This window comes from Paenibacillus sepulcri (genome assembly GCF_042647105.1).
Taxonomy (GTDB): domain Bacteria; phylum Bacillota; class Bacilli; order Paenibacillales; family Paenibacillaceae; genus Paenibacillus_Z; species Paenibacillus_Z sepulcri.
This window is the reverse complement of sequence record NZ_JBHRUP010000001.1, coordinates 3955001-3981912: the sequence shown is the minus strand read 5'-3', so window position 1 is coordinate 3981912 and position 26912 is coordinate 3955001. Positions and strand designations below refer to the sequence as shown.

Sequence of the window (26912 nt, the reverse complement as noted above, 5' to 3'; positions counted from 1 at the left end):
GAAGCTAACAGCTTCACATAACGGTTAGGGAGGAACATTTTTACCTATGGCAATTGAAGTGGGCGCCAAGTTAGAGGGCAAAGTGACAGGTATTACGCATTTCGGGGCATTCGTCGATTTGTCGGGAGGTGTCACGGGACTCGTTCACATCTCAGAGATTGCCGATAATTACGTCAAGGATGTTAAAGACCATCTTAAACTGGAAGATGTTGTAACAGTTAAGGTCATTAATGTAGATAAAGACGGGAAAATCGGACTTTCGATAAAACAGGCAATCGACCGTCCTGAGGGTTCTGTTCCACCTCAACGCGAACGCAGTGCCAGCCCTGGCGGAGGATTCAACCGTACAGGTGGTGGCGGAAGCGCAGGCGGCGGAGGCGGTTTTAGTCGTCCTGGCGGCGGAGGCGGAGGCGGCTTCAATCGTACTGGAGGCGGCGGAGGCGGCGGCGGCGGACGTCCTTTCAATAAAGCAGCAGGCGGTAAACCTTCCTTTGGCAAACCAACCTTCGAGGATAAAGTATCGCGCTTTCTTAAGGATAGCGAGGAACGCATTTCTTCAATCAAGAAGAATACGGAATCCAAACGCGGCGGACGCGGAGCGAAGCGCGTTTAATTGTATATGACTCTTTGCAGGCAGAACCTTTACAGGTTCTGCCTTTTTTGGCTTTTCAGAGATTGTAATGGGTGCAGCCCTTTTTACGCATATTGCGCCAGAAGTTTGTCACATATGTAATCTTTTCTGATATTTTCGATCCCAGAAACTGCGTCAAGCTATGAAGGCGGTTCTGCCATTGCCGATTCATCACCCGATTACCCCAATTCTTCCGGTTTAAATCCGCGAATTTGAAGAATATGCCTCTTTTTCAAAAAAACTTTTCCCTTCTTCTCATCTATTCCCGACAGGTTCGGACGGCGTTTCACTGATTGAGGCTTCCCGTCAGACAATGTTTTTTGTTGAACGGTGGGTCGCCGGCGGCGCGTGCTGCACGTCCAATGCCGCGTAATCCGTGCAACCGCGCTCAGCGCGCGCGTCGTTTCCAATTCACGCATTTTTGTCGGAAAAAACTTTGAGAGTGACAACGCTTTATGACAAACTTTTATATGGACATGCTCCTATACTGAGAACACACAAATCGGGAATGGGTGGTGTCCTTGAAATGAGAGACAAGCAAAATGTCGTGTTGTTTCCAAATGTTAAACGGACGAGCATTATACAGACGGCGATTCAAAAGGGAGTGAATGGTTCCTTTATACGCAGGCTGGGAGCGATGATCTCCTCGAAGAAATGGGCATTTGTTCTGATGGTCGTTGGTTTTCTTCTCGGTCGCGCGGTTATTCTTGAGTCGCTTACCCCCTTTGCGGTTGCTTACTTCACGGTTGTTTATTTTCTAAGAAGGGATTCTTATCTCTCAGTAGGGTTTTCCATTGTTCTTGGCAGCTGCTTCGCCATTTCCCCGGAACCGATGTGGATTGCCATGGAGCTGGCTGTTGTCTATCTGTTGATGAGAGGGCTTGAAGCTTACGAACGGGCGGAATTATCCTACGCCCCGCTCCTTGTCTTCATCTCCACCCTTATTGTAAGGCTGTTCAGCGTCGTCATTGTCGATACGCTTGGCTGGTATCAGCTGATGATGGTGGGAGTAGAGGCTGCGCTGGCCTTTGTGCTGACGCTGGTGTTTGTACAAGCCATACCTGTTCTGACGATGACGAGGAAGACCTCATCGCTGAAGAACGAAGAAATTATATGTCTGATGATACTGCTTGCTTCCGTGATGACAGGTGCCGTCGGCTGGGCGGTATACGGTCTGTCTGTTGAACATATGATGTCCCGTTACATGCTGCTGCTCTTTGCCCTGGTAGGCGGGGCGCCGCTTGGCGCATCCGTGGGCGTGATAGCCGGATTGATTTTGAGTCTCGCGGACTTGAATGCCATCGTGCAGATGAGTTTGCTCGCTTTTGCGGGACTGCTCGCGGGGCTGCTGCGGGAGGGCGGGAGAATGGCAGTCGCCTTCGGCATGCTGCTCGGATCATGTATTCTCTCTATTTATATAGGCAATCAGCAGGATGTGTTAGCCTCCACCTGGGAATCGGTCATCGCTGCCGCATTGTTTCTGGTTACGCCCCGTTCCATTATGCGCACCATTGCCAAATATGTGCCGGGGACACAGGAGCATGTCAAATCACAGCATGAATATGCCAGGCGGGTGCGCGATGTGACGGCTCAGCGCGTCACGCAGTTCTCGGAAGTGTTCAAGCAACTGTCGCGAAGCTTCGGACAGGTCAACCTTGTTGATGAGAGTGTGAAGCGTGAGGAGACTGTCGGCCACTTTATGAATGCGGCTGCGGAGAAAACATGCGCTTCCTGTCACCGCAAGGAATTATGCTGGGAGGGGAGATTCTATGATACGTACAGGGTAATGACGGGAATGATGACGGCTGTTGAAGAAGGGAGGAAGGTCGGACCCAAGGATATACCTAAGGAATGGAGCAATCATTGTATACGTTCGCCACAGGTACTGAGTGTTATGCAGCAGCAATATGAAATGTACAAGCATGATCAAATGTGGAGAAAGCAGCTCAGCGACTCAAGGCAGCTCGTCGCCGAGCAGCTATCCGGTGTGTCGCAGATCATGGAAGATCTGGCGCATGAGATCAAGCGGGAAGGCCAACAACTGCATTTACAGGAAGAACAGATCCGAGAAGCGCTGGAAGGGCTCGGTTTATCCATACATGGCATTGATGTCGTTAATTTGGAGGAGGGGAATGTCGAAATTGAAGTTTACCATACCTTTGCCAGGGGCTATGATGAATGCCGCAAGATCATCGCCCCGCTGCTTTCGGATATTCTGGGTGAGCCGATCGCCGTGATCTCGGAGCGCTATCCCGAGAAGAGCGGCGAACCGGCGCTGGTTGTGTTCGGCACGGCCAAAGCGTTCGAGGTGGAGACCGGTATAGCCGGCGTCGCCAAAGGAGGAGATTTGTTATCCGGGGACAGCTTCAGCACAGTGGAGCTGGGTAACGGAAAATTCGCCGTGGCCATCAGCGATGGGATGGGCAACGGGGAGCGGGCGAAGCTGGAGAGCAGCACCGCCCTGACCATCCTGCAGCAGCTCCTGCAGTCCGGCATGGATGAGAAGCTGGCCATCAAGTCGGTTAATTCTGTTCTGCTGCTTAGGTCGTCCGAGGAAATTTTCGCCACTGTGGACGTGGCCCTTATTGATATGTATACCGCAAAGACGACCTTCATGAAGATTGGCTCGACGCCAAGCTTCATCAAGCGCGGCAGCGAAGTCATTCCGATATCCGCAAACAATCTGCCCGTGGGCATTTTGCAGGAAATCGATGTCGATTTGATCCGGGTGCAGCTGATGGCGGGCGATACCCTCATAATGATGACCGATGGCATCTATGATGCTCCGGGCCATGCGGTCAATAAAGAATTGTGGATGAAGCGGGTTATTCAGGAAATCGCCTCAGACAATCCGCAGGAAATCGCCGACTCGCTCCTGGAGACGGTCGTGCGTTATCATAAAGGCGAAATCATGGACGACATGACAGTCGTCGTCGCCAGAGTAGACAAGCATCAGCCCGAGTGGGCAACCTTCCGCTGGCCGGGTCTGTCCAAGGTCGAGCGTCCAAGGACGGTGAGCTAGAGAATGCTATAGTATGATGAAGCCTGCCGGAGGGCGGGCTTTTTTGCTATGGCGATCTCTATCGATTCGCAAGCGGCGCAAAATGGTTAATGTCCAAGCAGGACATACGATTACATAGGGTTAAAGCCTCTTAAAACTGGGAACGCTGATAGAGATACTCAAACGTTTGCTATCAGTAGATTCTGAAGTTTGTGGAGGTTTGTGAGAAATGAAGCAGATTCTATTAATTACCGATGGATGCTCGAATGTAGGCATAAGTCCGGTTGTGGCAGCTGCACAGGCATATGCGCAGGGGGTCACGGTCAATGTTGTGGGTGTAGTGGACGAAGGGGATCTGGGTGAGTTCGGGACCTCTGAAATCGAGGAGATTGCGCGCGCAGGCGGAGGTCTTAGCCGATTGGCACAGACCAGGCAGCTGTCGCAAACGGTTCAGATGCTTACGCGCAAGACCGTAGTGCAGACAATCCAGCATGCCGTTCAACGTGAACTGAAGCAGGTTCTCGGCTCGTCTTCGATTGAATCGCTGCCGCCGGAAAAACGCGGCGAAGTGGTGCATGTTATCGATGAGCTCAGCGAGACCAGCAAGCTGCGTGTAGCTCTGCTTATTGACGCAAGCGCGAGCATGAAGCCGAAGCTTGCGGCGGTTGAGGATGCGATTCGCGATCTTTCGCTCAGTCTTCAAGCCCGTCAGGGAAGCAGCGAAATCGCTGTATTTCATTTTCCGGGATCAGCCTATGGCGAGGATTGCAAGCTTGATCTGGACTGGACCGGCAATGTCAGCGGGGCCGCGTCTTTGTTCCCCAGGCTGCAGATGCGCGGAACGACACCTACAGGTCCCGCTTTGCTGCATGTCATTGATTTTTACCGGAAATCCGATTATGGTAATAGGAACAATGATGAAACGGACGGGATGATGAGTGACTACGTCGTTTGAATGGAGTTTGTCCCGGGGAACAATTATCAAGGGCAAATGGAAGCAGGGAAGCTACCGCGTGGAACGGCTGTTGGGTGAGGGCGCCAACGGCAAGGTTTTTCTTGTCGAGAGCCAGCGCAACTGGTATGCGCTCAAGATTGGCGCGGATGCAGTGGACCTGCAATCCGAGGTTAATGTGCTGCAGTCCATCGCGGAGCAGAGGCGCAGCTCAAAGGCAGAGTCCTATCTTGTCGATGTTGATGACTTGCGCACGGCTAACGGCAAGGAATATCCGTTTTATGTGATGCGCTATGTCCGCGGCGTAACATTGGCCGATTATTTGTCGAAGCAGGGAGCGGAATGGTTTCCGGTGACACTGTACAGCCTTCTCGGCAAACTGGCTCAGCTGCACGAAGCGGGCTGGGCCTTTGGCGATCTGAAGGTGGAGAATGTGCTCGTGGCTGATTACGGCCGTGTCGAGCTCGTCGATTATGGCGGAGTTACCGCCTTCGGCAAAGGGGTCAGGCAGTTCACCGAAATCTACGACCGCGGTTATTGGAATGCGGGAACGCGCAGCGCGGATGCGGGGTATGATCTGTTTTCGTTCGCTGTTCTTTGTCTGCAATTGTACGAAAGCAAACGGCTGGCCCAGCTGACTGCTTCCATGCTGCCGCAGAACCGCGTTCCCGAAGAGCTGCTGCGGCTGGCTTATGCGAATCCGGTGCTCAAGCCGCTTTGCGGCTGGCTGCGCAAGGCAATGGGCGGAGAATTCAAGAACGCCCGCGAAGCCGCGGCTGCGTGGCAGCAGTGGATGCACCGGCCCGGCGGACGCTCGTCCCCTCCGGTTTCCCGCTGGATCAAAGGATTGTTCGTTGCATCTGCGGCTGTGCTCGCCACAACGATATATTGGCTTTTGCGGACAGGATCGTAAATAAAGCTCGGTCTTTAACGTATAAGGGATGAAAGATAACGCGGCTGCAAACGCTATGGAGGTGGTAGGTATGAACGAGTTGCTCGCCGAGATGTCAGAGCTTGCTTCAAGCGAGCAGCTGTGGCTCCCTGGAGAGACCATCATCGTGGCTGTGTCTGGCGGACCTGACTCAACAGCTCTGCTGCACATGCTTCACCGGCTTGCCCCCTCGGAAGGCTTGACCTTGATTGCCGCGCATGTGAACCATGGGTTCCGCGGCGGGGAATCCGACCAGGAGGAGCAATCGGTGAAAAAATTTGCCGCCGAGCTCGGCCTGCAGTGTGAATCCGTCTATATCGATATGCCGGCTTATATAGAAGAAACAAAGATGAATTCACAGGCGGCTTCACGCAAGCGGCGGTACGCCTTTCTCCATGAGGTCGCACGCAAGCATGGCGCATCACGTATCGCGCTGGCCCATCATGCCGATGATCAGGCGGAGACCGTGCTCATGCGTATTCTCCGGGGGACGAGCCCCGGCGGCCTTGCGGGCATCCCGATCAAGCGTTCCGAAAAAAACGTGGAACTTATTCGGCCTCTTTTGCGTACATACAAGGCAGACATCCTCCACTATTGCAATCAATGGGGACTCGCGTACAGCCAAGACAGCAGCAACGGGAAAAGGACCTACGTCCGCAACGCCATCCGCCTCGATGCGCTGCCTTATTTGGCACAATTTAATCCACAGTTATCGGATGCGCTCGTTCGGCTTTCCGAACTTGCGGCAAGTGAAGACGACTGGATGGAACGGGAGACACAAGCGGCTTTTAAACGCTGCATCATGATAGGCCGTGAAGGATGCCAAATGACCCGCAAAGCGCTGCTAGAGTTGCATGTCGCTTTACAAAGGAGATTGATTAAACTAATATTAAACCATGTTGGAATGGAAACTGCGACCATCTCATTCGACAGCGTTGAGACTATTCGACAAGCGGTCTCGGACCGTGCATCGACGACCTGGAGCTATGATGCGGGAAGTGGCGTGAAGTTCGTACGCGAATACGAGAGCTTGCATTTTATCCGGGCAGATTGGACGTCGGGCGGCAAACAAGCAGAGGCCGAATACTCTTATATGGTCACGGAAAGCATGGAGCTGCTGGAAATGCCTCTTGCGCATGCTCAGCTCAGGCTGGATATGATGCTTCCTCCAGGCGAAGATAAGCCCGTTGACCGGCGGGAATCATGGTTCGATGCCGACCTGATTCATTGGCCGTTGACAGTCCGCAACCGGCGCCCGGGAGACCGAATGCAGGTGCTTGGTTTAAACGGCACCAAAAAAGTACAAGATATGTTCGTTGACGACCGAATCGCACCTTCGCAGCGCAATAAGCTGCCGCTGCTTGTCGATGCCGAAGATTGCATCCTCTGGATCCCGGGCGTAAGACGTTCGCGGTTTGCGCAGGTTACAGGGCAAACCAAGCGGATCCTGCGCATCAGGGTGAATTTTAGAGACGAATGGTAGGGTCTTGAATAAGTTGCACTGATCCATTCATAAGTATAGGTGAAAAAGTAGGAGGTCCCGGCATTGCTGAATGACATTCAAGAAGTATTGTATGACGCCGACCAGATTCAGCAGAAAGTAAGTGAGCTCGGAGCTATCATCAGCCGGGAGTTCGAAGGACGCAATCCACTTGTCATTTGCGTTTTGAAAGGTGCATTTATCTTTATGTCTGATTTGGTCAAAACGATTGATATTCCGCTCGAAATCGACTTTATGGCGGTTTCCAGCTATGGACAGTCCACCAAAACCTCCGGCGTTGTCAAAATCATCAAGGATCTCGATTCACCCGTTCAGGGACGCGACATTGTGATCGTTGAAGATATCATTGACAGCGGATTGACACTCAGCTATTTAATCGATGTACTGGAAAGGCGCAATGCCAAATCAGTCACACTCGTTGCGCTTTTTGACAAGCCGACCGGCCGCAAGGTGGAACTGGAGGCTGATTATAAAGGCTTTGTCCTGCCGGATGCATTCGTGGTCGGCTACGGGCTTGATTATGCGGAGAAATACCGTAATCTGCCGCTTATCGGCATTCTCAAGCCGGAAATATATGAGAAGTAAAGCTTGTGGATTGACCCTGTTGTCAGGAAGCGGCTCGAAGTGGTACGATTCACCAGCAATCATGTCCCTCCCACGACCTACTCTGGTTTGTGACGGAAATCATGCTGTGGTAAAATATTTGGAACGTCTTGAGAGGAGGTAGGGGATGAATCGGATCATCCGGAACACTGGATTTTATTTGATTATTTTTTTGGTGACTGTCGGGATATTCCAATTTATCAGCAGCCAGAACGATACCACCGTCGAAATTCGATACGACCAATTGAGACAAGCGTTGAACGATAACAATGTCGCCAGCGTCGATCTTCAATTTGACGGCTATTCCTATTTGGTTACAGGTAAATATAAGACAAAACCAGCTGGCGCGGAGTCGGACCAATTTTATGCCCACTCCAATGTAGAGGAATTTGCAGTCAAGGAAATTTATGACGCACAGGCCAAGAATGGATTCGAAATCGATGTCAAACCAACCGAAGGCCCTAGCATCTGGCTGACGTTCTTAACATCGATCATCCCATTCGTGATTATTTTCATCTTGTTCTTCTTCCTTATCAATCAAGCGCAGGGCGGCGGCGGCAAAGTGATGAACTTTGGCAAAAGCAAAGCGCGCTTATATAACGAAGAGAAGAAGCGCGTCACGTTCGAGGACGTGGCAGGCGCGGACGAAGAGAAGCAGGAGCTTGTGGAAGTTGTGGAATTCCTGAAGGATCCCCGTAAATTCGCAGCGGTCGGAGCGCGTATTCCTAAAGGGGTTCTCCTTGTAGGACCTCCGGGTACAGGTAAAACGTTGCTGGCCCGTGCCGTTGCAGGGGAAGCCGGCGTACCGTTCTTCAGTATATCGGGTTCCGATTTCGTCGAAATGTTCGTCGGTGTCGGTGCGTCGCGTGTGCGTGACCTGTTTGAAAATGCGAAGAAAAACGCGCCTTGTATCATCTTCATCGATGAAATTGACGCCGTAGGGCGTCAGCGTGGTGCGGGTCTTGGCGGCGGGCATGACGAGCGTGAGCAAACGCTCAACCAATTGCTCGTTGAGATGGATGGATTCGGCGCCAATGAAGGCATCATCATCGTGGCGGCTACCAACCGTCCGGATATTCTTGACCCGGCGCTTCTTCGTCCAGGCCGGTTTGACCGTCAAATTACCGTTGACCGTCCGGATGTTAAAGGACGTGAAGCGGTGCTCAAAGTACATTCACGCAATAAACCGCTGACCAAGGATGTGAAGCTTGACATCATCGCGAAGCGGACAACAGGCTTTACAGGCGCGGATTTGGAGAACCTGCTCAATGAAGCGGCGCTTCTTGCGGCCAGACGCAACAAGAAGGATATTGCGATGACTGAGGTGGACGAAGCGATTGACCGCGTACTGGTCGGAACTGAGAAACGCAGCCGCGTCATCAGTGACCGCGAGAAACGGATAGTTGCTTATCACGAAGCCGGGCATACCATTGCTGGTTACTTCCTGGAGCATGCGGATGTGGTGCATAAAGTTACCATCATCCCACGCGGTAAAGCAGGCGGTTATGTTATCATGCTTCCTAAGGAAGGCGACCGCATGCTGTCAACCAAGAAGGAGCTGCTCGATAAAGTGACGGGACTCCTTGGAGGACGTGTTGCCGAAGAGCTGTTCATTGGCGAAATCGGCACAGGCGCTTACAGTGACTTCAAACAAGCGACCAGCATTGTTCGTGCCATGATTATGGAATACGGGATGAGCGACAAGCTCGGACCGATGCAGTTCGGCAGCTCGCAGGGTCAGGTATTCCTGGGTCGTGATATCGGACATGAACAGAATTATTCCGATGCCATCGCCTATGAAATTGACCAGGAAATGCAGAGCTTTATTCAATCCTGCTACGATCGTGCCAAAGCGCTGCTTACGGAGAAAAGCAAAGAGATGCATCTCATTGCATCAACTCTGCTGGAAGTGGAAACGCTGGAGCTTGATCAAATCAAGCGTCTGATCGAGACGGGCTCGATCGATGGAACAGGTACAGGAACTCCATCCGAAGGCACCTCTGAAGAACCTCACGGGGAGCCAATCATTGATAACATCGGTGGTGTGAAGGTTCGCATTCAATCCAAGGAAACAGAAGATCTGTCGCCTCCGGACGATCCGGATAGCGGCAACGACAACGGACCCAAATAAAGACCAGATCAAAGCCATCGAAGGCTGTTCGCAAGCAGACAACTGCGCGGGCAGCCTTTTTTGACTCGGTAAGGATGACAAATGATTTTTTTCAAAAATATTGTGTAAAAAATTTACTTTGCCGTACCAAAGTTGATGCAGCCGTTTCTTCTTGAAAACAAGCCTCTGTAGAAGGGTGGATAAGATTTGCAGCCCCTATGTGTTCAATGAAGCGCATTGTCTTCGCAGATGGCTCAAAACGGTCCCTTTTGTCGGTTGACAGCAGGAAGCACACTGTGTAAATTAAATGTTAAACAATCGAAAACGCTTTGTCATGATTGTGCGGCAGATTGAACATCTATAAGTCATGTAGGGGTTTGTGCATCTGTTCACAAAGTCAGTGAAAAGAGGAGACTTAAGACTATGGAAGCATTGGCTCTCGAGCGCAAAGCGGAACAAAACCGCGAGCTGCGGGAACGTTTAATGCAGCTTAAGAAAGAACGCAACGCTATTATATTGGCGCATTATTATCAGCGTGACGAAATACAGGAGGTGGCTGACTTCCGCGGGGACTCGTTCCTGCTCGCACAGAAGGCTGCTCAGACCGACGCAGATGTTATTGTTTTCTGCGGCGTCCATTTTATGGGGGAAAGCGCCAAGATTTTGGCTCCAAACAAGACGGTCATTATTCCTGATGAACGTGCCGGTTGCCCAATGGCCGATATGGTCAATGTGGATGGTCTGCGCAAGCTGAAGGCGCAGCATCCCAATGCGAAAGTCGTGACTTATATTAACTCCTCTGCTGAGATCAAAGCGGAAACGGATATTTGCTGTACCTCGGCCAACGCTGTGCGTGTGGTGAACTCGGTGGATTCAGATGAGATCATCTGGGTGCCGGACAAGAACCTCGGTCATTATGTTCAGCAGCACACAGACAAAAAAATGATCATTTGGGAAGGCTACTGCAACACCCACGATATGCTGACCGTCAAAGATGTAGAAGAGATGAAAGCCAAGTATCCGAATGCGCAATTTGTCGTTCATCCGGAATGCCGCCCGGAAGTCGTTCAACTTGGCGATTTTGTAGGAAGCACGACGGCGATCCTGAAATACTGCAAAGAGTCGGACAACAAAGAATTTATTGTAGGCACGGAGGATGGCACCGGTTACCAATTGCGTTTGGACAGCCCGGACAAAACCTTCCATTTTGCTTCCAAGTACCTGGTTTGCCCGAATATGAAAGTGAACAACCTCAAGAAGCTTGTAAAAAGCCTTGAAACCATGCAGCCGCAAATATATGTTCCCGACCATATTGCCGATCAGGCACGACTATCACTGGAGCGCATGCTGCTGGTGAAATAAGGAATGAACTTTAGAGAGGAAAATCTATTACGATGATCCCACGATATTTAGTAGATGTATCGCTCGCAGATCTTCCTGTTATCGACAAGGATGTTATCGTCATCGGGGCCGGCATTGCCGGCCTTTTTACCGCTATTAAGTCCAGCAGCGATAATGATGTGCTGATGATAACGAAGAAGTCTCTTCTGGACAGCAACACACGATATGCCCAAGGCGGCATTGCTGCCGTCATATCGGAGGATGATTCTCCGGAATATCACAGGCAGGATACGCTCATCGCAGGTGCGGGACTCTGTTCCCATGCGGCAGTTGATGTGCTGGTTCATGAAGGAACGAAGGGTGTTCAGGATCTGGTGCGGATGGGCACGAAGTTCGATCAGGAGAACGGTGAATTTGCGCTTACCAAAGAAGGCGCTCACAGCCAGCGGCGTATTCTGCATGCCAATGGGGATGCGACCGGCTTTGAAATTGTTCGCGCCCTCTCGCTGAAAGCGATTGAGAACCCGCGTATCGAGGTTTGGGACGATCATTTTGTCATTGATCTGATTATTGATGACGGTCAATGCATTGGAGCGGTTGTTCAGAAACCGGAGGGCGGAAGGGTATTTGTGCGCGGTAAAGCAACGATTCTCTGCTCAGGCGGGACGGGTCAGCTGTACCGGTACACAACAAATCCGGATGTAGCGACCGGCGACGGGATTGCGATGGCTTACCGGGCGGGAGCTAACATTCAAGATATGGAATTCGTTCAATTCCATCCCACATCACTCTGCTACCCGGGAGCACCGCGATTCCTCATTTCGGAAGCAGTACGCGGAGAAGGCGGTATCCTTCGCAATATTAGAGGCGAACGGTTTATGGAGAAATATCATGAGCAGCTTGAGCTTGCTCCCCGGGACGTGGTTGCCCGTGCGATCGTCACCGAGATGGAGGAAACCAAATCGACGTTCGTTTATATTGATGTCACCCATGAGTCGCCGGATATGGTGAAACATCGCTTTCCTAATATTTATGAGTTTTGTTTGAGTTTTGGGCTGGATTTGACAACCGACTGGATTCCAGTCGCTCCTGCGGCGCATTATATGATGGGGGGCGTCAAGACGGATCTGAACGGGGAGACCAATATCGGCCGTCTGTTCGCCTGCGGCGAATGCTCGTCAACCGGTGTACATGGAGCAAATCGTTTAGCCAGCAACTCCTTGTCGGAAGCCATCGTATTCGGCCGGCGTATTGTGGAGCGGATTAACAGTCTGGAGCCGTTGAAACCGGGACTGACCATAGAAACCCCTGCCATTCCGCGAAGCGGAACATCGATGCAGGCCGTAGTGGAAAAACGGCTGAAGCTGCAGAAAATTATGGTCCGGTATGCGGGATTGCGGCGCGACGGCAAAGGTCTGGATAAAGGGCTGGAGGAGCTGCGCAGGCAGCTGCCGATTTTTCAGGCTGTATTGACCAAACGTGAAGAATTTGAATTTGCCAATTTGCTCACCTGTGCCATGCTGACCGCTGAGGCTGCTCTGGTACGGGAAGAAAGCCGCGGCGCACACTCACGCGAGGATTTTCCGGAACGTGACGATCTGTTTTGGCGCAAACATATGGTGCTGCATCGCGAGCATGGCTTGACCGAGGAGCGGATCGAAGATGTATGATGCGAAGGCGGGACTTTTTGCCGTTGGTGGGACAGAACACGCCCTGCGGGAGCAGATTCGCGCATGGCTCGATGAGGACGTCGGTGCGGGAGATGTGTCCAGTTGGTCAACGATTCCCGCAGGCAGCCAGTCCAGAGCTGTTATTCATGTGAAGGAAAACGGTATATTGGCCGGTATGCCAATAGCCCAGCTTGTATTTCATGTTGTGGACCCGTCGCTGACCTTTCATGCGCTTGCCGCTGATGGGGACAAGGTGCAGAAGGGGACTGTGATTGCCGAGGTGGAAGGCAATACGCACAGTCTGCTGACCGGAGAGCGTCTGGCGCTCAACCTGCTGCAGCGGCTGTCGGGCATCGCAACAAAGACAAGCTCCTTTATTGAAGCGCTGGACGGGCTCCCGGTTCGTCTTACGGATACCCGCAAGACAACGCCGGGTCATCGTTTGCTGGAGAAATACGCGGTTCGAATCGGAGGCGGCTCCAATCACCGCTTTGGTCTCTATGATGCAGTCATGATTAAGGATAATCATATTAAAGGCTCCGGCGGTATTACCGCTGCCGTAAGTGCAGCCCGTCGACAGATCCCGCACACGATGAAAATCGAAGTGGAAACCGAGTCGCTTGCGCAGGTGGAAGAAGCGCTCGCCTGCGGAGCCGATATCATTATGCTCGACAATATGTCCTATGACCTGATGAAGGAAGCGCGGCTGCGGATCAAAACGCACTCACCGCATGTTATAATAGAAGCCTCAGGAGGCGTCAACCTTAGCACTGTGAGAGCCATCGCTGAATGCGGCGTCGATGTGATTTCCGTCGGCGGTCTAACTTACTCGTTTCAATCGCTTGATATCAGTCTTGATCTAAACGGGAAAAAAGGAGGACCGCAGGCGTGATTCTAGTCATTGATGTAGGGAATACCAATATTGTACTTGGTGTCTTTAACGAAAAGAAGCTGGTGCAGCATTGGCGCCTGAGCACCAACCGTTCGGCAACCGTGGATGAGTACGGTATAATGATTCATAATCTCTTCCAATTCGCCGGATTCAAGCTGGAGCAAATGGAAGGCGTCATTATTTCCTCGGTTGTCCCTCCGCTTATGCGAACGCTTGAGCAGCTTTGCGCCAAATACTTGCGCAAGATGCCGCATATTGTAGGTCCGGGTGTGAAGACGGGACTGAATATCCGGTATGAGAACCCGCGCGAGGTTGGCGCCGACCGTATTGTCAATGCGGTAGGCGGTATTGAGAAATATGGCTCTCCCCTGATCATCGTTGATTTTGGAACGGCAACGACTTTCGATTATATCGACGCCGCGGGCGATTATCTGGGCGGGGCCATTGTGCCGGGCATCGGCATTTCAACGGAGGCTTTGTACCAGCGGGCGGCGAAGCTGCCGCGCATTGAGCTGGTTAAGCCGAAGAGCGTTATTGGCCGCAATCCGATTACATCGATGCAGGCAGGGATTATTTTCGGCTATGCCGGTCAGGTGGACGGTATTGTCCGGCGTATTCGAACGGAATTTAATGTGAATCCGCGCGTCATTGCTACAGGAGGATTGGCGGAGCTGATCTCATCCGAATCGGAAACGATTGAGGAAGTCGATCCGCTGCTGACGTTGGAGGGACTGCGTATCATTTATGAACGAAATCAGGAGCACTAACAGCACAAGGAATAGCCGTTAAAGCTCGCCGCATATGCGGATATAAGGAGGGGGAGAAATAGTGGAGGCAGAACAAATGAAGGATTTCTTGGTGCGGGGTACGGCATGGGGCGGGAAGCTTCGCGTATTTGCCGCAAGCACCACGAATTTGGTCAATGAGCTGCGCAGGCGGCACGGAACGCTTCCCACAGCAACAGCGGCCCTTGGACGGACCGCAACGGCTGGCGCTATCATGGGAGCTATGCTCAAGGGAGAGGAAAAGCTGACCATCCAGGTGAAGGGTGACGGTCCAATCGGGCAAATTGTTATTGATGCGAATGCCCTTGGAGAGGTCCGCGGTTATGTGGATAATCCCGAGACGCAGCTGCCGAGCAACGCTCTTGGCAAGCTGGATGTTGCGGGTGCTGTAGGGCGTGAGGGCCACATCCATATCATCAAGGATTTGGGGCTTAAAGAGCCATACCGCGGCAGTACTCCGATTGTATCGGGCGAGCTTGCAGAGGATTTCACCTATTATTTCGCCACATCGGAGCAAACGCCTTCGGTTGTTGGTTTGAGTGTTCTGGTGGATGAGTACGGTCAGGTGATGAATGCAGGCGGGTTCATTGTGCAATTGATGCCTGGTGTTACAGAGGAAGAAATCGCCAAGCTGGAGCAGGCTGTCACTGCGCTGCCGCCGATTTCGGCTCTGCTGGATCAAGGTGAGACTCCTGAAGGGCTGCTTCGCTGGGTAGTGGGTGACGATATTCAGATTTTGGATACGCTTGACCTTGTGTTTGCTTGCAAATGCTCCCACGAAAGAGTGGAACGTACCCTTATCAGCATGGGCGAGCACGAGCTGCAACAGCTGATTGAAGAAGATGGAAGAGCGGAAATCATCTGTCATTTCTGCAATGAGACCTACGTGTTTGAGAGGCCGCAGCTGGAAACGCTGCTTGACCTGGCGAAGCCGAAACCGATTCAATAATCGAAAGGCCGAGGCGATAATGAAGAAAGATCAGGTTTTGAAGAGCGTGGTGCTGCTTCAAGCCGTATGTATGATCATTTTGGCCGCAGTGGTCATCACTCGGGTGCTCTCACCAGGAGACCATGCCCCTTTGCCCAGTGATGAATCAGATGACGTCAATCAGGATCCGCCTTCTGTTATGGATCATGTTGCAGCAACTGTGGGGGAGGAACAGATCGCTTCTTCTGAGCTTGCCGATCAACTGCAGAGCCAATATGGCGACACGGTACTGCACACCTTGATGGTCAGAGCTGCAATCCGTCAGGAAGCGAAAACGTATGATTTGAAAGTTTCAAACTCGGAGCTTGAGAATGAAATACAGAGCATGATGGCAGGTTATGAGAGTGAAGATCAGTATTACGAGTCAATGAAGGAGCAGCTTGGCTTGACGCCGGAGGCCATTAAGACCGACACAGAATACCGGCTGCTGCTTGAGAAAATCGCCACACGAACCATTGCGGTGAGCGATGAAGAAATTGAAGCTTTTTTGGAAGAGAACAAGGATCAGTTTGCCCCGCACACGCAATACCGGCTTTCCTGGATAGTGACGGAGAACAAGAAGGATGCGCAGGACTTGCTGGACCGGTTGTCAGATGGGGAGGATTTTGCGCTGATGGCGAAGACCTATTCCATTGACACGGACACTTCGGATAGCGGTGGAGACCTGGGTCTGATTGATGAGGACGATCCGTTTATGGACAGCGGGGTTCTGGATGAAGCCGCCAAGCTTGAGGTTGGGGAGATCACCGGGCCGATTGCGGTCGAAAAAGGGCAGGCGGTCATTCAACTGACGGAAAAGCATACGACAGAGCAGCTGGATGAGCAGACGCAGCGGGATAACGCGCGAAGACAGCTTGAGCTTTCCAAGGCAGATCCCCTGGATCAGGTTGAGGACGAGCTTCTGGTCAAATACAACGCCAAAATCATGCCATAAGTGCATGTTCATGAATAGCAGGCAGAGAATGTCTGATTTCCCAAATTGGACAAAAAGCAACGCTTGACAATGGGTAGTTTTGACTGATAAGATGTAGGTAAAACCAACTGAATTAGTCGGAATAAGGAGGAGCACTTATCATGGCTAGAATTGTACAAAATATAACCGATCTTATTGGTGACACGCCTCTGGTGCGTTTGAACCGCCTGGTGCCTGAAGGCAGTGCAGAAATCTACGTGAAGCTTGAATATCAAAATCCGGGAGCGAGCGTTAAGGACCGTATTGCCATCAGCATGATAGAAGTAGCGGAGCAGCAGGGCTTAATTAAGCCGGGCGATACGATTATTGAGCCGACAAGCGGCAACACCGGTATTGGTCTTGCGCTTGTAGCAGCCGCCAAAGGCTATAAAGCAATTCTTGTTATGCCTGAAACGATGAGCCTTGAGCGCCGCAACCTGCTTCGCGCTTACGGTGCAGAGATTATTCTGACGCCAGGATCTGAGGGCATGAACGGTTCGGTGCGCAAAGCCGAAGAGCTTCAGAAGGAGAATCCTTCCTACTTCCTGCCGCAGCAGTTCAAGAACCAGGCGAACGTGAAGATTCACCGCGAAACCACAGGTCCTGAGATCGTTGAAGCGATTAACTCGTTTGACGGTAAGCTGGATGCTTTCGTTGCGGGTATCGGTACAGGTGGAACGATCACAGGTGCTGGTGAAGTGTTGAAGCAAAATTTCCCTAATATTAAAATTTATGCCGTTGAGCCTGAGGCGTCACCGCTGCTTTCCGGCGGTAATCCCGGCCCACACAAAATTCAAGGTATCGGCGCCAATTTCATTCCTGAAATCTTGAACCGCGATATCTATGATGAAGTCATCACCGTTGGCAATGAAGAGTCCTTCGAAACGGCGCGCCGCGCTGCCAAAGAAGAAGGGATTCTCTGTGGAATTTCTTCCGGTGCAGCGATTTTCGCCGCATTGAAAGTGGCCAAAGAACTGGGCGAAGGCAAACGTGTTATCGCTGTTGTACCTTCCAATGGCGAACGCTACCTGTCCACACCGCTGTTCAATTTCGAAAACTAATACGGCTTAACGTGGCACTGGCCCGCTATAGTGCCGGTATCGATTGGATCTCCATCACAAATGGGGGTCCAATTTTTCTTTTCTTTTGGCCGCTGATTAGGTATACTAGCTTCCAAATGAAAGACCGGATTGATGCAAAATGATGAGCGGAGGACAGCCTATGAAGCTGACGACCTTTTCCCAGTGGCAGGATTGGAAGGAACAACAATATACAACGCTCCCGCTGCTGGTCCAGCGGGCGCTGCCTCATGACATAGACAAACCCCTTTCATGGGAGAGGGCCTGGGAAGCGGCGTCTCCTTATTCCTTTGTACTGGAGAGCGGCAAGGATGGAAGGTTCACCTATCTGGGTCTTCAGCCCACATCTATTATCCGCGGCAAAGACAACAGGGCAGAGGCAACTGACTTCAGGAACGGACAACAGACCACCTATAACGGGCGGCCGCTGGAAACGGTCCGCAACTGGATGAGCGGCTTCAAAGCGCCTCGTATGAAGGATGCACCGAAATGGACAGGCGGGTGTGTCGGTTACTGGAGCTACGATGTTATCCGTTCCATCGAGAAGCTTCCCACATTGGCGTCGGATGACCTGGGTTTGCCTGATTATTTGTTTCTTCGGATCGATGAGCTGTGGATTGTGGATCATGTGGAGAAGAAACTTTACTGCGCCATTCATACGCCGATTACAGGGGAGGAATCCTCTGAACAGCTTGGAGAGCTGTATGAGGGCGCCTCTGCCCGGGCGGAAGCAATGACGGTGACGTGGAACGGGATGATGACTGAAGCGTCAACTGGCCTGAATCATGGGGAGAATATCCAGGACGGCCAGGAAACATCCGGCAAGCCCGCATCAGGAAATTCAGCAGCGGCGGGTTCCGGGTCCGAGGCTGCCAGATTGCGCCAAAGCCGCCTGGAGCTGATGGATAAGGAGTCCCTTCATATTGATGTTGAGGCCATTGGAGGGAGAACGTCGCCCTTTTCCAAGGCTGCCTATATGGAAGCGGTAGAGCGCATTCGTTCTTATATTTCTCAAGGGGATGTTTTTCAGGTGAACCTCTCGCTGCGGCAGAGCCGAGAAACAACGGCATCGCCTGAGGAATTATATGAATGGCTCCGTTTATTCAATCCCTCTCCATATATGGGTATGCTGCGCTGTCCGGATTTTCAACTGGTTTCGGCATCACCCGAGCTGCTGGTGGAGCTGAGCAGCGGAAAGCTGGTTACGCGGCCGATTGCCGGAACGCGCAGGCGCGGGCATACCGAAGACGACGATCAGGCTATGGCTGAAGAATTGATGATCAGCGAGAAGGAACGGGCGGAGCATATTATGCTCGTCGATCTGGAGCGCAATGATTTAGGGCGAATTTCCGCCTATGGTTCTGTTCAAGTGAAAGAACTCATGGGTATTGAGCGGTACAGCCATGTGATGCATCTGGTTTCGCAGGTTGAGGGAAAGCTCGCTGCAGGGAAAGATGCCTACGATGTCATTGCTGCGACTTTTCCGGGCGGGACGATCACCGGCGCCCCCAAGATCCGCACAATGGAAATCATTGAAGAGCTTGAGCCCGTAAGAAGAGGCCCCTATACGGGATCACTTGGTTGGATTGACTATAATGGAGATATGGAATTTAATATAATAATAAGAACGATGACGATGAAGGACCGGATGGTCCATATTCAAGCCGGAGCGGGAATTGTTATTGATTCCGACCCGGAGCGGGAATACTACGAGTCATTGAACAAAGCCAAAGCGCTCTGGAAGGCCATTCAATACAGTGAGCTTTGGGCGGCGCAACTTATAAGGGGGTAATGCAAATGATTTTGGTTATCGATAATTACGATTCGTTCACGTATAATTTGGTTCAATATTTGGGAGAATTGGGCGAGAATATCGTCGTGAAGAGGAATGATGAGATCGATCTGGACGGTATCGCGGCGCTTGCCCCGGATCACATCCTGATTTCACCAGGTCCCTGCAGCCCCAATGAAGCCGGGATCTCACTGGCGCTGATCGACCAGTTCAAGGGCGAAATTCCCATATTCGGCGTCTGCTTGGGTCATCAGGCTATTGGACAAGCCTTTGGCGGCGATGTGGTGCGTGCCGAGAAATTGATGCATGGCAAAACATCGCCGATCCTGCATGACGGCAAGTCGATTTTTACAGGTGTACCATCCCCTTTCACAGCTACTCGTTACCATTCCCTTATTGTAAAGCGGGAGACGCTGCCGGATTGTCTGGAGATTAGCGCCCAAACAGCGGAAGGCGAAATCATGGGCTTGCGCCATAAGGAGTACCCGATTGAAGGTGTCCAGTTCCATCCGGAATCCATTATTACCGAGAACGGTCTTGCTTTGCTTCGCAATTTCTTAAGCATGCGTACAGGGGCAGCGAGATGAATATAGGCTGGAACGGAGCGGTTAAGCCAGCGGAGGAAGCCGTGATCTCGGTCTATGATCACGGTTTTTTGTATGGGATGGGCCTGTTCGAGACATTCCGCACCTACAAGGGTAGTCCTTTTTTACTGGAGCGTCATCTGGACAGGCTGACCGATGGCTGCCGTTCGCTGGGCATCCGGTACCAGGCAGACGCGGATACTGTTCGGTCCTGGCTCCGTGAACTGATGCGCGCTAACGGGCTGGAGGAAGCATATGTGCGGCTGACCGTAACGGCAGGCGCGGGCGAGCTGGGTCTTCCTCTGGAGGATTATACAAAGCCTGACGCATTACTGCTTGTGAAGGCATTGCCAGCGGTGGATGAACGGTTATATGAACAGGGCCGGGAGCTTGCGCTGCTGCAGACCAGGCGCAATACGCCGGAGGGTGATGTCCGTTTGAAGTCGCTGCATTATATGAATAACATCATCGCCAAGCGCGAATTGCTGTCTCTGGGAGCGTCACCAGGAACGGAAGGGCTGATGCTGACAAGCGAAGGCTGGATGGCAGAGGGAATTGTCAGCAATCTGTTTTTTGCCAAGCGGCAGGTGATCTATACTCCGTCCGTTGCGACAGGCATATTGCCCGGCATTACGAGGCAGCGGGTAATGGAGCTGGCTAGGGCAGCGGGATACGAAGTGGTAGAGGGCCTATTTGGCTGGGAACGGCTTATTGAAGCGGATGAAGTGTGGGTGACCAATTCCATACAAGAGCTGGTACCGGTCACAAGACTGCGCGATCAGCAGGGTCTTGTTCATACCGTTAACCATGCCGGTGCGGGACCGCTCTATAAGCTGCTGCTTGCAGCCTACCGACAGGAGACCGCAAGCTCACAGATATGACGGAATTGAAAGGGAGGTTACGATGCAGCAGAAGGAATTCAATACGGATGTCAGCTGGCCATATTTTCGTACTTATGATTTGAATGACGGTAACAAGCTGCATCTGGGCTCACGAACGCTGATTATGGGAATTCTGAATACAACGCCGGATTCCTTCTCGGATGGCGGCAACTTCCATACCGTAAAGGCTGCGGTCAAGCATGCTACGGCGATGGCGGAGGAGGAAGCGGATATTATTGATATCGGCGGCGAGTCAACGCGCCCGGGAAATACGCCGGTATCCCTTGCTGAGGAGCTGGAGCGGGTAATTCCGATTATCCGTGCTGTGCGTGAAGCGCTGCCGCAGATCCCCATTTCGATAGACACGTATAAAGCAGAAACTGCGCGCCAGGCCCTGATGGCAGGCGCAGCTATCATTAACGATATATGGGGACTAAAAGGCGATCCGCGTATGGCTGAAGTAGCAGCCGAGTTTGGTTGTCCTGTTATACTGAGTCATAACCGCCATCAAATGGATTATACCGATCTTGTGCAGGATGTTATCGCCGATCTTCAGGAAAGTATTTCAATTGGGACTGCAGCGGGTATACGGCAGAGTAATATTTGGCTGGACCCGGGAATTGGTTTTGCCAAAGGATATGAGGAGAATTTGTTATTGATGGGCAATCTGGAAAAGCTGGCCGCTTTGGGCTATCCTGTCCTTTTGGGCACATCGCGCAAACGTTTTATCTCGCATACACTGAAGCTGCCAACCGATCAGCTCGTGATGGGAACTGCGGCTACAATCACAATCGGTATTGCGAAGGGCTGCCAGATTGTGCGTGTTCATGATGTGCAGGATATGAAGCGCAATGCTTTGATGGCTGACGCAATTATATATAAGACTTAACTACAGGAGGAGAAACGGATGGACCGAATGATATTGAATGGAATGCGCTTCTTTGGTTATCATGGCGTAATTCCTGAAGAGAACAAGCTGGGACAGCAGTATATCGTCGACGTGGAGCTGAAACTCGACCTCACGCAAGCGGAAAAAACCGATGATCTGGCCCATACGGTGAATTATGCAGAGACCCATGCGCTGGTGAAATTTATTGTAGAAGGACCGCCTTTCAAATTAATTGAAGCTTTAGCCGGTCACATTGCATCGAGGCTTCTCGACGCTTATACTAGTGTAAATGAAGTGACGGTCCGCGTGATCAAGCCTCATCCGCCGTTTGATATTCATTTTGATGGTGTTACTGTCGAACTCTGTAGAAAGCGGGATGACTATGAACAACAAGCACCCGCTGAATAATAATGCAGCAAGCGCTGATCTGAACAAGACTTCTCAAGCTTATCTGGCGCTGGGCTCCAACATTGGAGATCGCGAGCAGCTGCTCCGCCAGGCGCTTCACCTGCTTGATAGTCATCCTGGCATTCAGGTCAAGCGTATATCCGGTATATATGAGACGGCACCGGTAGGCTATACCGACCAACCGGCTTTTCTGAACATGGCGGCATCTGTTTGTACGACGCTGGAGCCGCTGGAACTATTACGCACGATGCTGGATATTGAGAACCAGTTGGGCAGAACGCGCGATATCCGTTTTGGTCCGCGCACGATCGATCTTGATTTATTGCTGATGGACGATGTTCAAATGTCGGAGGATGAACTGACCCTGCCCCATCCAAGAATGATGGAACGCGCTTTTGTGTTGGTTCCGCTGAGCGATGTGCTGAGCAGCCATCATCCGCTGAAGGAGCAGGCAGATCAAACGGCATCACGGGCGTTAGAGGATGGAGGGGAAGGCATCACGTTATGGAATACGATCAATTGGCACAGCGCGTCCGCGCTTTCCGAAAGCTGAAGGGATTTACACAACAGGAGCTTGCGGAGCGGCTCGAAGTATCGGTTGCTGTCCTGGGTTCACTGGAGAGGGGTACACGCAAGCCCGATCCCAAGCTGCTGGAGCGTATTTCCGAGACCCTGGGAATCTCTTACAATGAATTGACGGCTGACAACAGCCGGTAATGGAGCAGCACATTTGAAGTGCGGCACTAAGCCGAACTTCTAAATATAAATCAGAAGGGAGTGAGCAGCATCATGCTCAAAATCGGTCATATTGAAATGAAGAACAAGGTTGTACTGGCGCCGATGGCCGGCGTGTGCAATCCGGCTTTCCGACTGATTGCCAAAGAGTTCGGCTGCGGCCTGGTGTGTGCCGAAATGGTCAGTGACAAAGCGATTGTTCACGGCAACAAGCGTACGCTGGATATGTTGTTTGTCGACGAGCGGGAGAAGCCTCTTAGCTTGCAAATCTTTGGAGGAGACCGGGAATCGCTTGTGGAAGCAGCGAAAATTGTCGACAAACAGACCAATGCCGATATTATCGACATTAACATGGGCTGTCCGGTTCCCAAAGTTACAAAATGCGACGCAGGAGCACGCTGGCTGCTTGATCCGAACAAAATCTATGAAATGGTTTCGTCTGTAGTGGATGCTGTAGACAAGCCGGTTACCGTGAAAATGCGGATCGGCTGGGACAGCGAGCATATTTATGCCGTGCAGAATGCCCAGGCTGTTGAGCGGGCTGGCGGCAAGGCGGTAAGCGTTCATGGACGAACAAGGGAGCAATTGTATACCGGCAAAGCGGATTGGGATATTATAAGGGATGTTAAAGAGGCGGTAAGCATTCCCGTTATTGGAAACGGAGACGTATTTTCACCGGAAGATGCGAAGCGTATGCTGGACCATACGGGATGTGACGGCGTGATGATCGGCCGCGGCGCACTCGGCAACCCATGGATGCTCTACCGGACCATTCATTATTTGACAGAGGGAGAACTGCTCCCGGATCCAAGTCCGCGTGAGAAAATGGAGATAGCCATCGTTCATATGGACCGTTTGGTGAATCTCAAAGGTGAGTCGGTTGCAGTGCGCGAGATGCGCAAGCATTTGGCTTGGTACCTGAAGGGACTTCCCGGCGCCGCACGAGTCAAGGATGTCATTATGGAAGAGACGAGCAGAGACGTAATGGCTCAGATTTTGGGGAACTACATTGAATCGTTGGGTGCGGAGGGCGAGCTGCCAAGTCTTTCTCAGCATGCTTCAGGTGAAGTTGTCTACCAATAGCAGATTTAAGGCCAGACCTTCTACGCTTGTTACACTGGCCTTCGGCTATAAAATATAAGCAGCGGCTGTATTTTTCCTCTTGTTGGAAGCTTTGTTGATGGGTGGGACTTTAAATGTTCATATCCGGTAACTGGCTTTCGTTGACATTCGGGGCAAATTTGAAATATAATTTCTCAATAATCAGTTTCGCGCGATGAAAATCAACCAGATTAAGTAAGTAGGGCAACATGCTTCCATACGCTGTCATCAAGGGGATGATGCGTAATATATTAAGTAAACGGTGAATTCATACAGGGTATGAAAAAAAGTCACTCGACAGGAGAATCAGTAGCATGAGCGATAAAGAGATCATTTTGACTCAGGACGGACTGAAGAAGCTCGAGGAAGAACTGGAGACGTTAAAATCTGTCAAGCGCCGTGAGGTAGCCGAACGGATTAAAGTGGCTATCGGTTATGGCGATATCAGCGAGAACTCCGAGTACGAAGACGCGAAGAACGAGCAGGCCTTTATCGAAGGCCGCGTCATTACGCTGGAGAAGATGCTGCGCAATGCGCGCATTATCAATAATGACGACATTAACATTGATTCGGTAAGCATCGGTTCAATTGTAACGGTTGAGGATATGGAGTTCGGCGATACGATGGAGTATACGATCGTGGGTACAGCTGAAGCGGATCCGCTGCAAAACAAAATATCCAATGAAAGTCCGGTCGGGAAGGCCATTCTCGGCAAAAATAAAGGGACTGTTGTTGAAGTGAACGTGCCAGCCGGCGTTATTCAATATAAAATCGTTGATATCAAAAAGTAACCGGGCACCTTTTGGAAAAGCTTCCGACTGGAAGCTTTTTTCACAAGTTTAGTGAGTTTGGTGTTTTTCCAATAAGAGAAGTAGCATGCCCAGCCCCGTTTGGGGCTTAGCTTGTTTGTTCTTGATATTTGGGGCAAACGCCAAGATGAGCTGCTTGGAAATGAACAAGGAGATGAATGGTAGTGGAGCATCAAACGGAAGAGCAGGAATTAAGCGAGCTCCTGCAGATTCGCAGAGACAAGCTGGATGAATTACGGGGACTTGGCATTGATCCGTTCGGCGGTAAATACGAGAGAACTCACCGTGCCATGGGAATTGTTGAGACTTACAACGAAGTGAGCAAAGAGGATCTGGAAGGACAAGCTGTTGAAGTCAGTGTGGCGGGACGAATCATGCAAAAGCGTGGCATGGGTAAAGCCGCATTTGCGCATATTCAGGATTTAAGCGGAAAAATTCAAATTTATGCCCGCAAGGATACCGTTAATGAAGCGGAATACGAAGCATTCAATTTGCTGGATATCGGAGATATTATCGGAGTTCGCGGCGTTGTGTTCAAGACCAACACAGGAGAGGTATCGGTCAAAGCAAAAGAGATCACCGTATTATCCAAATCTCTGCTGCCCCTTCCCGAGAAATTTCATGGTCTGAAAGATGTCGAACTGCGTTACCGTCAGCGGTATGTCGATCTGATCGTCAATCCTGAGGTGCAGCAGACATTTATTGCCCGCTCGCGTATTATTCAATCGATGCGCCGTTACCTGGATTCCCGTGATTATTTGGAAGTAGAAACGCCAACCCTTCATTCCATAGCAGGAGGAGCCTCCGCGCGTCCCTTCATTACCCATCACAATACACTCGATATGCAGTTATACATGCGAATTGCCATTGAACTTCATCTGAAGCGTCTTATTGTCGGCGGTATGGAGAAGGTCTATGAAATTGGCCGTGTTTACCGCAACGAGGGGATGTCAACACGCCATAATCCGGAATTTACAATGATTGAGCTGTACGAGGCGTATGCTGACTACAAAGACATCATGGCTTTAACGGAATCCCTTATTGCCCATATCGCACAAGAAGTTCTGGGTACAACCAAGATTACCTACCAGGGGCAGGAAGTGGATTTGACGCCATCATGGCGGCGTGTGTCCATGGTTGAACTGGTCAAAGAAGCGACAGGCGTCGATTTCGCCGTTGAAATGACAGACGAAGAGGCACATGACCACGCAAGGAACCATAAAGTAAAAGTCGAGCCGCATATGACATTCGGTCATATCCTCAATGCATTCTTTGAAGAATTTGTGGAGCATACGCTCATTCAGCCGACCTTCGTTACCGGACATCCGGTGGCGATTTCTCCGTTGGCTAAGAAAAGCAGCAGCGATCCGCGGTTCACGGACCGTTTTGAGCTGTTTATCGTTGCACGCGAGCACGCAAATGCCTTTACAGAGCTGAACGACCCTATCGATCAACGTCAACGTTTTGAATCTCAACTGGTTGAGCGTGAGCAGGGCAACGATGAGGCGCATGAAATGGACGATGATTTCATACGTGCGTTGGAGTACGGCATGCCGCCGACTGGCGGGCTGGGGATCGGGATTGACCGGTTAGTGATGCTGTTGACGGATGCTCCGTCCATCCGCGATGTCCTGTTGTTCCCTCAGATGCGCTAATGCATCTGCCGGCATTGCTTTCATATTGACATGAACCGCTGAGAGCTTTCATAGTCCACAGCGGTTTTTATGTTTTTGGGGAAGCATGAGTATTCACAATTGTTTCTTTAACTGGGGACCCGTTCTATCTTCTAATGATGTAGTTAGACGTCACTTCCTATGAGTAATAAGGGGGCACTAAACGGCGCAAATTGATTGTTATTCAAGCAGACATAATCGGAGCCATTAGGTATAGATACTTGGTAATGATTAACGTGAATAAAAAAATGAAAATAAGTGTTGCATTTAGATATAGGCCTATGATATATTAATCAAGTCGCCGCTGAGGCAGCCGACATAAGCTTACTAAAGAGGGCCAAGTTACATAGTGCCTAACTGAAGAAGCATTTGTTCTTTGAAAACTGAACAATGAGCGACCTGTCAAACAGGTTTTAAAGAATGAGCTGTTTTTAGCTTATCTGTAAGTTACGAGATCTTCGGATCTCTTTTATGGAGAGTTTGATCCTGGCTCAGGACGAACGCTGGCGGCGTGCCTAATACATGCAAGTCGAGCGGATTTCGTTGAAAGCTTGCTTTCAACGGGGTTAGCGGCGGACGGGTGAGTAACACGTAGGCAACCTGC

Annotated in this window: 24 protein-coding genes and 1 rRNA gene (1 of these 25 cut by a window edge); all 25 read left to right on the top strand. The window is 51.2% G+C overall.

The window, feature by feature from the left end:
• Positions 1–46: 46 nt before the first annotated feature.
• Positions 47–613: a S1 domain-containing RNA-binding protein gene (locus ACFOLF_RS17600; RefSeq protein ID WP_210046378.1), complete on the top strand. Its 567-nt coding sequence runs from the start codon at positions 47–49 to the stop codon at positions 611–613.
• 544 nt (positions 614–1157) lie between these two features.
• Positions 1158–3653 carry a stage II sporulation protein E gene (gene spoIIE / locus ACFOLF_RS17595; protein WP_210046379.1) on the top strand — a complete coding sequence of 832 codons (2496 nt, stop codon included), beginning with the start codon at positions 1158–1160 and terminating at the stop codon, positions 3651–3653.
• A 208-nt stretch (positions 3654–3861) separates the two neighbouring features.
• Positions 3862–4587 (top strand): vWA domain-containing protein, encoded by a 726-nt coding sequence (locus ACFOLF_RS17590; RefSeq protein ID WP_210046380.1) that lies wholly within the window; start codon positions 3862–3864, stop codon positions 4585–4587.
• Positions 4571–5497, top strand: coding sequence for a serine/threonine protein kinase (locus ACFOLF_RS17585; protein WP_210046381.1), 927 nt, complete (start codon positions 4571–4573; stop codon positions 5495–5497). The genes ACFOLF_RS17590 and ACFOLF_RS17585 overlap by 17 nt, the downstream gene beginning before the upstream one ends.
• 70 nt (positions 5498–5567) lie before the next feature.
• Positions 5568–6998, top strand: coding sequence for a tRNA lysidine(34) synthetase TilS (gene tilS, locus ACFOLF_RS17580; protein ID WP_210046382.1), 1431 nt, complete (start codon positions 5568–5570; stop codon positions 6996–6998).
• 63 nt (positions 6999–7061) lie between these two features.
• Positions 7062–7601, top strand: a complete 540-nt coding sequence (gene hpt / locus ACFOLF_RS17575) for a hypoxanthine phosphoribosyltransferase (RefSeq protein ID WP_210046383.1) — start codon at positions 7062–7064, stop codon at positions 7599–7601.
• A gap of 145 nt (positions 7602–7746) precedes the next feature.
• Positions 7747–9750: an ATP-dependent zinc metalloprotease FtsH gene (ftsH, locus tag ACFOLF_RS17570; RefSeq protein ID WP_210046384.1), complete on the top strand. Its 2004-nt coding sequence runs from the start codon at positions 7747–7749 to the stop codon at positions 9748–9750.
• A 402-nt stretch (positions 9751–10152) separates the two neighbouring features.
• Positions 10153–11091 carry a quinolinate synthase NadA gene (nadA, locus tag ACFOLF_RS17565; RefSeq protein ID WP_210046385.1) on the top strand — a complete coding sequence of 313 codons (939 nt, stop codon included), beginning with the start codon at positions 10153–10155 and terminating at the stop codon, positions 11089–11091.
• 32 nt (positions 11092–11123) lie between these two features.
• Positions 11124–12740: an L-aspartate oxidase gene (gene nadB, locus ACFOLF_RS17560; RefSeq protein WP_210046386.1), complete on the top strand. Its 1617-nt coding sequence runs from the start codon at positions 11124–11126 to the stop codon at positions 12738–12740.
• Positions 12733–13632, top strand: a complete 900-nt coding sequence (gene nadC, locus ACFOLF_RS17555; RefSeq protein WP_210046387.1) for a carboxylating nicotinate-nucleotide diphosphorylase — start codon at positions 12733–12735, stop codon at positions 13630–13632. Before nadB ends, nadC begins: the two co-directional genes overlap by 8 nt.
• A complete protein-coding gene (locus ACFOLF_RS17550; protein ID WP_210046388.1) occupies positions 13629–14399 on the top strand; it encodes a type III pantothenate kinase in 771 nt (256 codons plus the stop codon). The genes nadC and ACFOLF_RS17550 overlap by 4 nt, the downstream gene beginning before the upstream one ends.
• A gap of 76 nt (positions 14400–14475) precedes the next feature.
• A complete protein-coding gene (gene hslO / locus ACFOLF_RS17545; protein WP_210046406.1) occupies positions 14476–15366 on the top strand; it encodes an Hsp33 family molecular chaperone HslO in 891 nt (296 codons plus the stop codon).
• Between the two features lie 19 nt (positions 15367–15385).
• Positions 15386–16339 (top strand): peptidylprolyl isomerase, encoded by a 954-nt coding sequence (locus ACFOLF_RS17540; RefSeq protein ID WP_210046389.1) that lies wholly within the window; start codon positions 15386–15388, stop codon positions 16337–16339.
• A 140-nt stretch (positions 16340–16479) separates the two neighbouring features.
• Complete coding sequence (gene cysK / locus ACFOLF_RS17535; protein WP_210046390.1) at positions 16480–17418, top strand: cysteine synthase A; 939 nt, start codon at positions 16480–16482, stop codon at positions 17416–17418.
• A 160-nt stretch (positions 17419–17578) separates the two neighbouring features.
• The gene (locus ACFOLF_RS17530) at positions 17579–19228 is read left to right on the top strand and encodes an anthranilate synthase component I family protein (RefSeq protein WP_210046391.1); all 1650 of its coding nucleotides are present in this window, start codon (positions 17579–17581) and stop codon (positions 19226–19228) included.
• A gap of 5 nt (positions 19229–19233) precedes the next feature.
• Entirely contained in the window at positions 19234–19815 is a 582-nt protein-coding gene (pabA, locus tag ACFOLF_RS17525) for an aminodeoxychorismate/anthranilate synthase component II (protein ID WP_210046392.1), read from the top strand.
• On the top strand, positions 19812–20693 hold the full coding sequence (gene pabC, locus ACFOLF_RS17520) for an aminodeoxychorismate lyase (RefSeq protein WP_210046393.1): 882 nt from the start codon (positions 19812–19814) through the stop codon (positions 20691–20693). Before pabA ends, pabC begins: the two co-directional genes overlap by 4 nt.
• A gap of 22 nt (positions 20694–20715) precedes the next feature.
• Positions 20716–21582 (top strand): dihydropteroate synthase, encoded by an 867-nt coding sequence (folP, locus tag ACFOLF_RS17515; protein WP_210046394.1) that lies wholly within the window; start codon positions 20716–20718, stop codon positions 21580–21582.
• A gap of 18 nt (positions 21583–21600) precedes the next feature.
• Positions 21601–21990 carry a dihydroneopterin aldolase gene (gene folB / locus ACFOLF_RS17510; RefSeq protein WP_210046395.1) on the top strand — a complete coding sequence of 130 codons (390 nt, stop codon included), beginning with the start codon at positions 21601–21603 and terminating at the stop codon, positions 21988–21990.
• On the top strand, positions 21965–22543 hold the full coding sequence (folK, locus tag ACFOLF_RS17505; protein WP_210046396.1) for a 2-amino-4-hydroxy-6-hydroxymethyldihydropteridine diphosphokinase: 579 nt from the start codon (positions 21965–21967) through the stop codon (positions 22541–22543). Before folB ends, folK begins: the two co-directional genes overlap by 26 nt.
• Positions 22495–22707: a helix-turn-helix domain-containing protein gene (locus ACFOLF_RS17500; RefSeq protein ID WP_210046397.1), complete on the top strand. Its 213-nt coding sequence runs from the start codon at positions 22495–22497 to the stop codon at positions 22705–22707. The genes folK and ACFOLF_RS17500 overlap by 49 nt, the downstream gene beginning before the upstream one ends.
• 72 nt (positions 22708–22779) lie before the next feature.
• A complete protein-coding gene (dusB, locus tag ACFOLF_RS17495) occupies positions 22780–23808 on the top strand; it encodes a tRNA dihydrouridine synthase DusB (RefSeq protein ID WP_210046398.1) in 1029 nt (342 codons plus the stop codon).
• Between the two features lie 332 nt (positions 23809–24140).
• Entirely contained in the window at positions 24141–24617 is a 477-nt protein-coding gene (gene greA, locus ACFOLF_RS17490; RefSeq protein WP_189000131.1) for a transcription elongation factor GreA, read from the top strand.
• A gap of 176 nt (positions 24618–24793) precedes the next feature.
• On the top strand, positions 24794–26290 hold the full coding sequence (lysS, locus tag ACFOLF_RS17485) for a lysine--tRNA ligase (RefSeq protein ID WP_210046399.1): 1497 nt from the start codon (positions 24794–24796) through the stop codon (positions 26288–26290).
• A gap of 486 nt (positions 26291–26776) precedes the next feature.
• A 16S ribosomal RNA gene (locus ACFOLF_RS17480) occupies positions 26777–26912 on the top strand; it runs 1419 nt beyond the window's last position.

Bases quoted from the DNA above. Each gene is read 5' to 3' on its own strand.
- ACFOLF_RS17600 (WP_210046378.1), top strand. From the start codon at position 47: ATGGCAATTGAAGTGGGCGCCAAGTTAGAGGGCAAAGTGACAGGTATT.
- spoIIE (WP_210046379.1), top strand. From the start codon at position 1,158: ATGAGAGACAAGCAAAATGTCGTGTTGTTTCCAAATGTTAAACGGACG.
- ACFOLF_RS17590 (WP_210046380.1), top strand. From the start codon at position 3,862: ATGAAGCAGATTCTATTAATTACCGATGGATGCTCGAATGTAGGCATA.
- tilS (WP_210046382.1), top strand. From the start codon at position 5,568: ATGAACGAGTTGCTCGCCGAGATGTCAGAGCTTGCTTCAAGCGAGCAG.
- ftsH (WP_210046384.1), top strand. From the start codon at position 7,747: ATGAATCGGATCATCCGGAACACTGGATTTTATTTGATTATTTTTTTG.
- nadA (WP_210046385.1), top strand. From the start codon at position 10,153: ATGGAAGCATTGGCTCTCGAGCGCAAAGCGGAACAAAACCGCGAGCTG.
- nadB (WP_210046386.1), top strand. From the start codon at position 11,124: ATGATCCCACGATATTTAGTAGATGTATCGCTCGCAGATCTTCCTGTT.
- nadC (WP_210046387.1), top strand. From the start codon at position 12,733: ATGTATGATGCGAAGGCGGGACTTTTTGCCGTTGGTGGGACAGAACAC.
- hslO (WP_210046406.1), top strand. From the start codon at position 14,476: ATGAAGGATTTCTTGGTGCGGGGTACGGCATGGGGCGGGAAGCTTCGC.
- ACFOLF_RS17540 (WP_210046389.1), top strand. From the start codon at position 15,386: ATGAAGAAAGATCAGGTTTTGAAGAGCGTGGTGCTGCTTCAAGCCGTA.
- cysK (WP_210046390.1), top strand. From the start codon at position 16,480: ATGGCTAGAATTGTACAAAATATAACCGATCTTATTGGTGACACGCCT.
- ACFOLF_RS17530 (WP_210046391.1), top strand. From the start codon at position 17,579: ATGAAGCTGACGACCTTTTCCCAGTGGCAGGATTGGAAGGAACAACAA.
- pabA (WP_210046392.1), top strand. From the start codon at position 19,234: ATGATTTTGGTTATCGATAATTACGATTCGTTCACGTATAATTTGGTT.
- pabC (WP_210046393.1), top strand. From the start codon at position 19,812: ATGAATATAGGCTGGAACGGAGCGGTTAAGCCAGCGGAGGAAGCCGTG.
- folP (WP_210046394.1), top strand. From the start codon at position 20,716: ATGCAGCAGAAGGAATTCAATACGGATGTCAGCTGGCCATATTTTCGT.
- folB (WP_210046395.1), top strand. From the start codon at position 21,601: ATGGACCGAATGATATTGAATGGAATGCGCTTCTTTGGTTATCATGGC.
- folK (WP_210046396.1), top strand. From the start codon at position 21,965: ATGAACAACAAGCACCCGCTGAATAATAATGCAGCAAGCGCTGATCTG.
- ACFOLF_RS17500 (WP_210046397.1), top strand. From the start codon at position 22,495: ATGGAATACGATCAATTGGCACAGCGCGTCCGCGCTTTCCGAAAGCTG.
- dusB (WP_210046398.1), top strand. From the start codon at position 22,780: ATGCTCAAAATCGGTCATATTGAAATGAAGAACAAGGTTGTACTGGCG.
- greA (WP_189000131.1), top strand. From the start codon at position 24,141: ATGAGCGATAAAGAGATCATTTTGACTCAGGACGGACTGAAGAAGCTC.
- lysS (WP_210046399.1), top strand. From the start codon at position 24,794: ATGGTAGTGGAGCATCAAACGGAAGAGCAGGAATTAAGCGAGCTCCTG.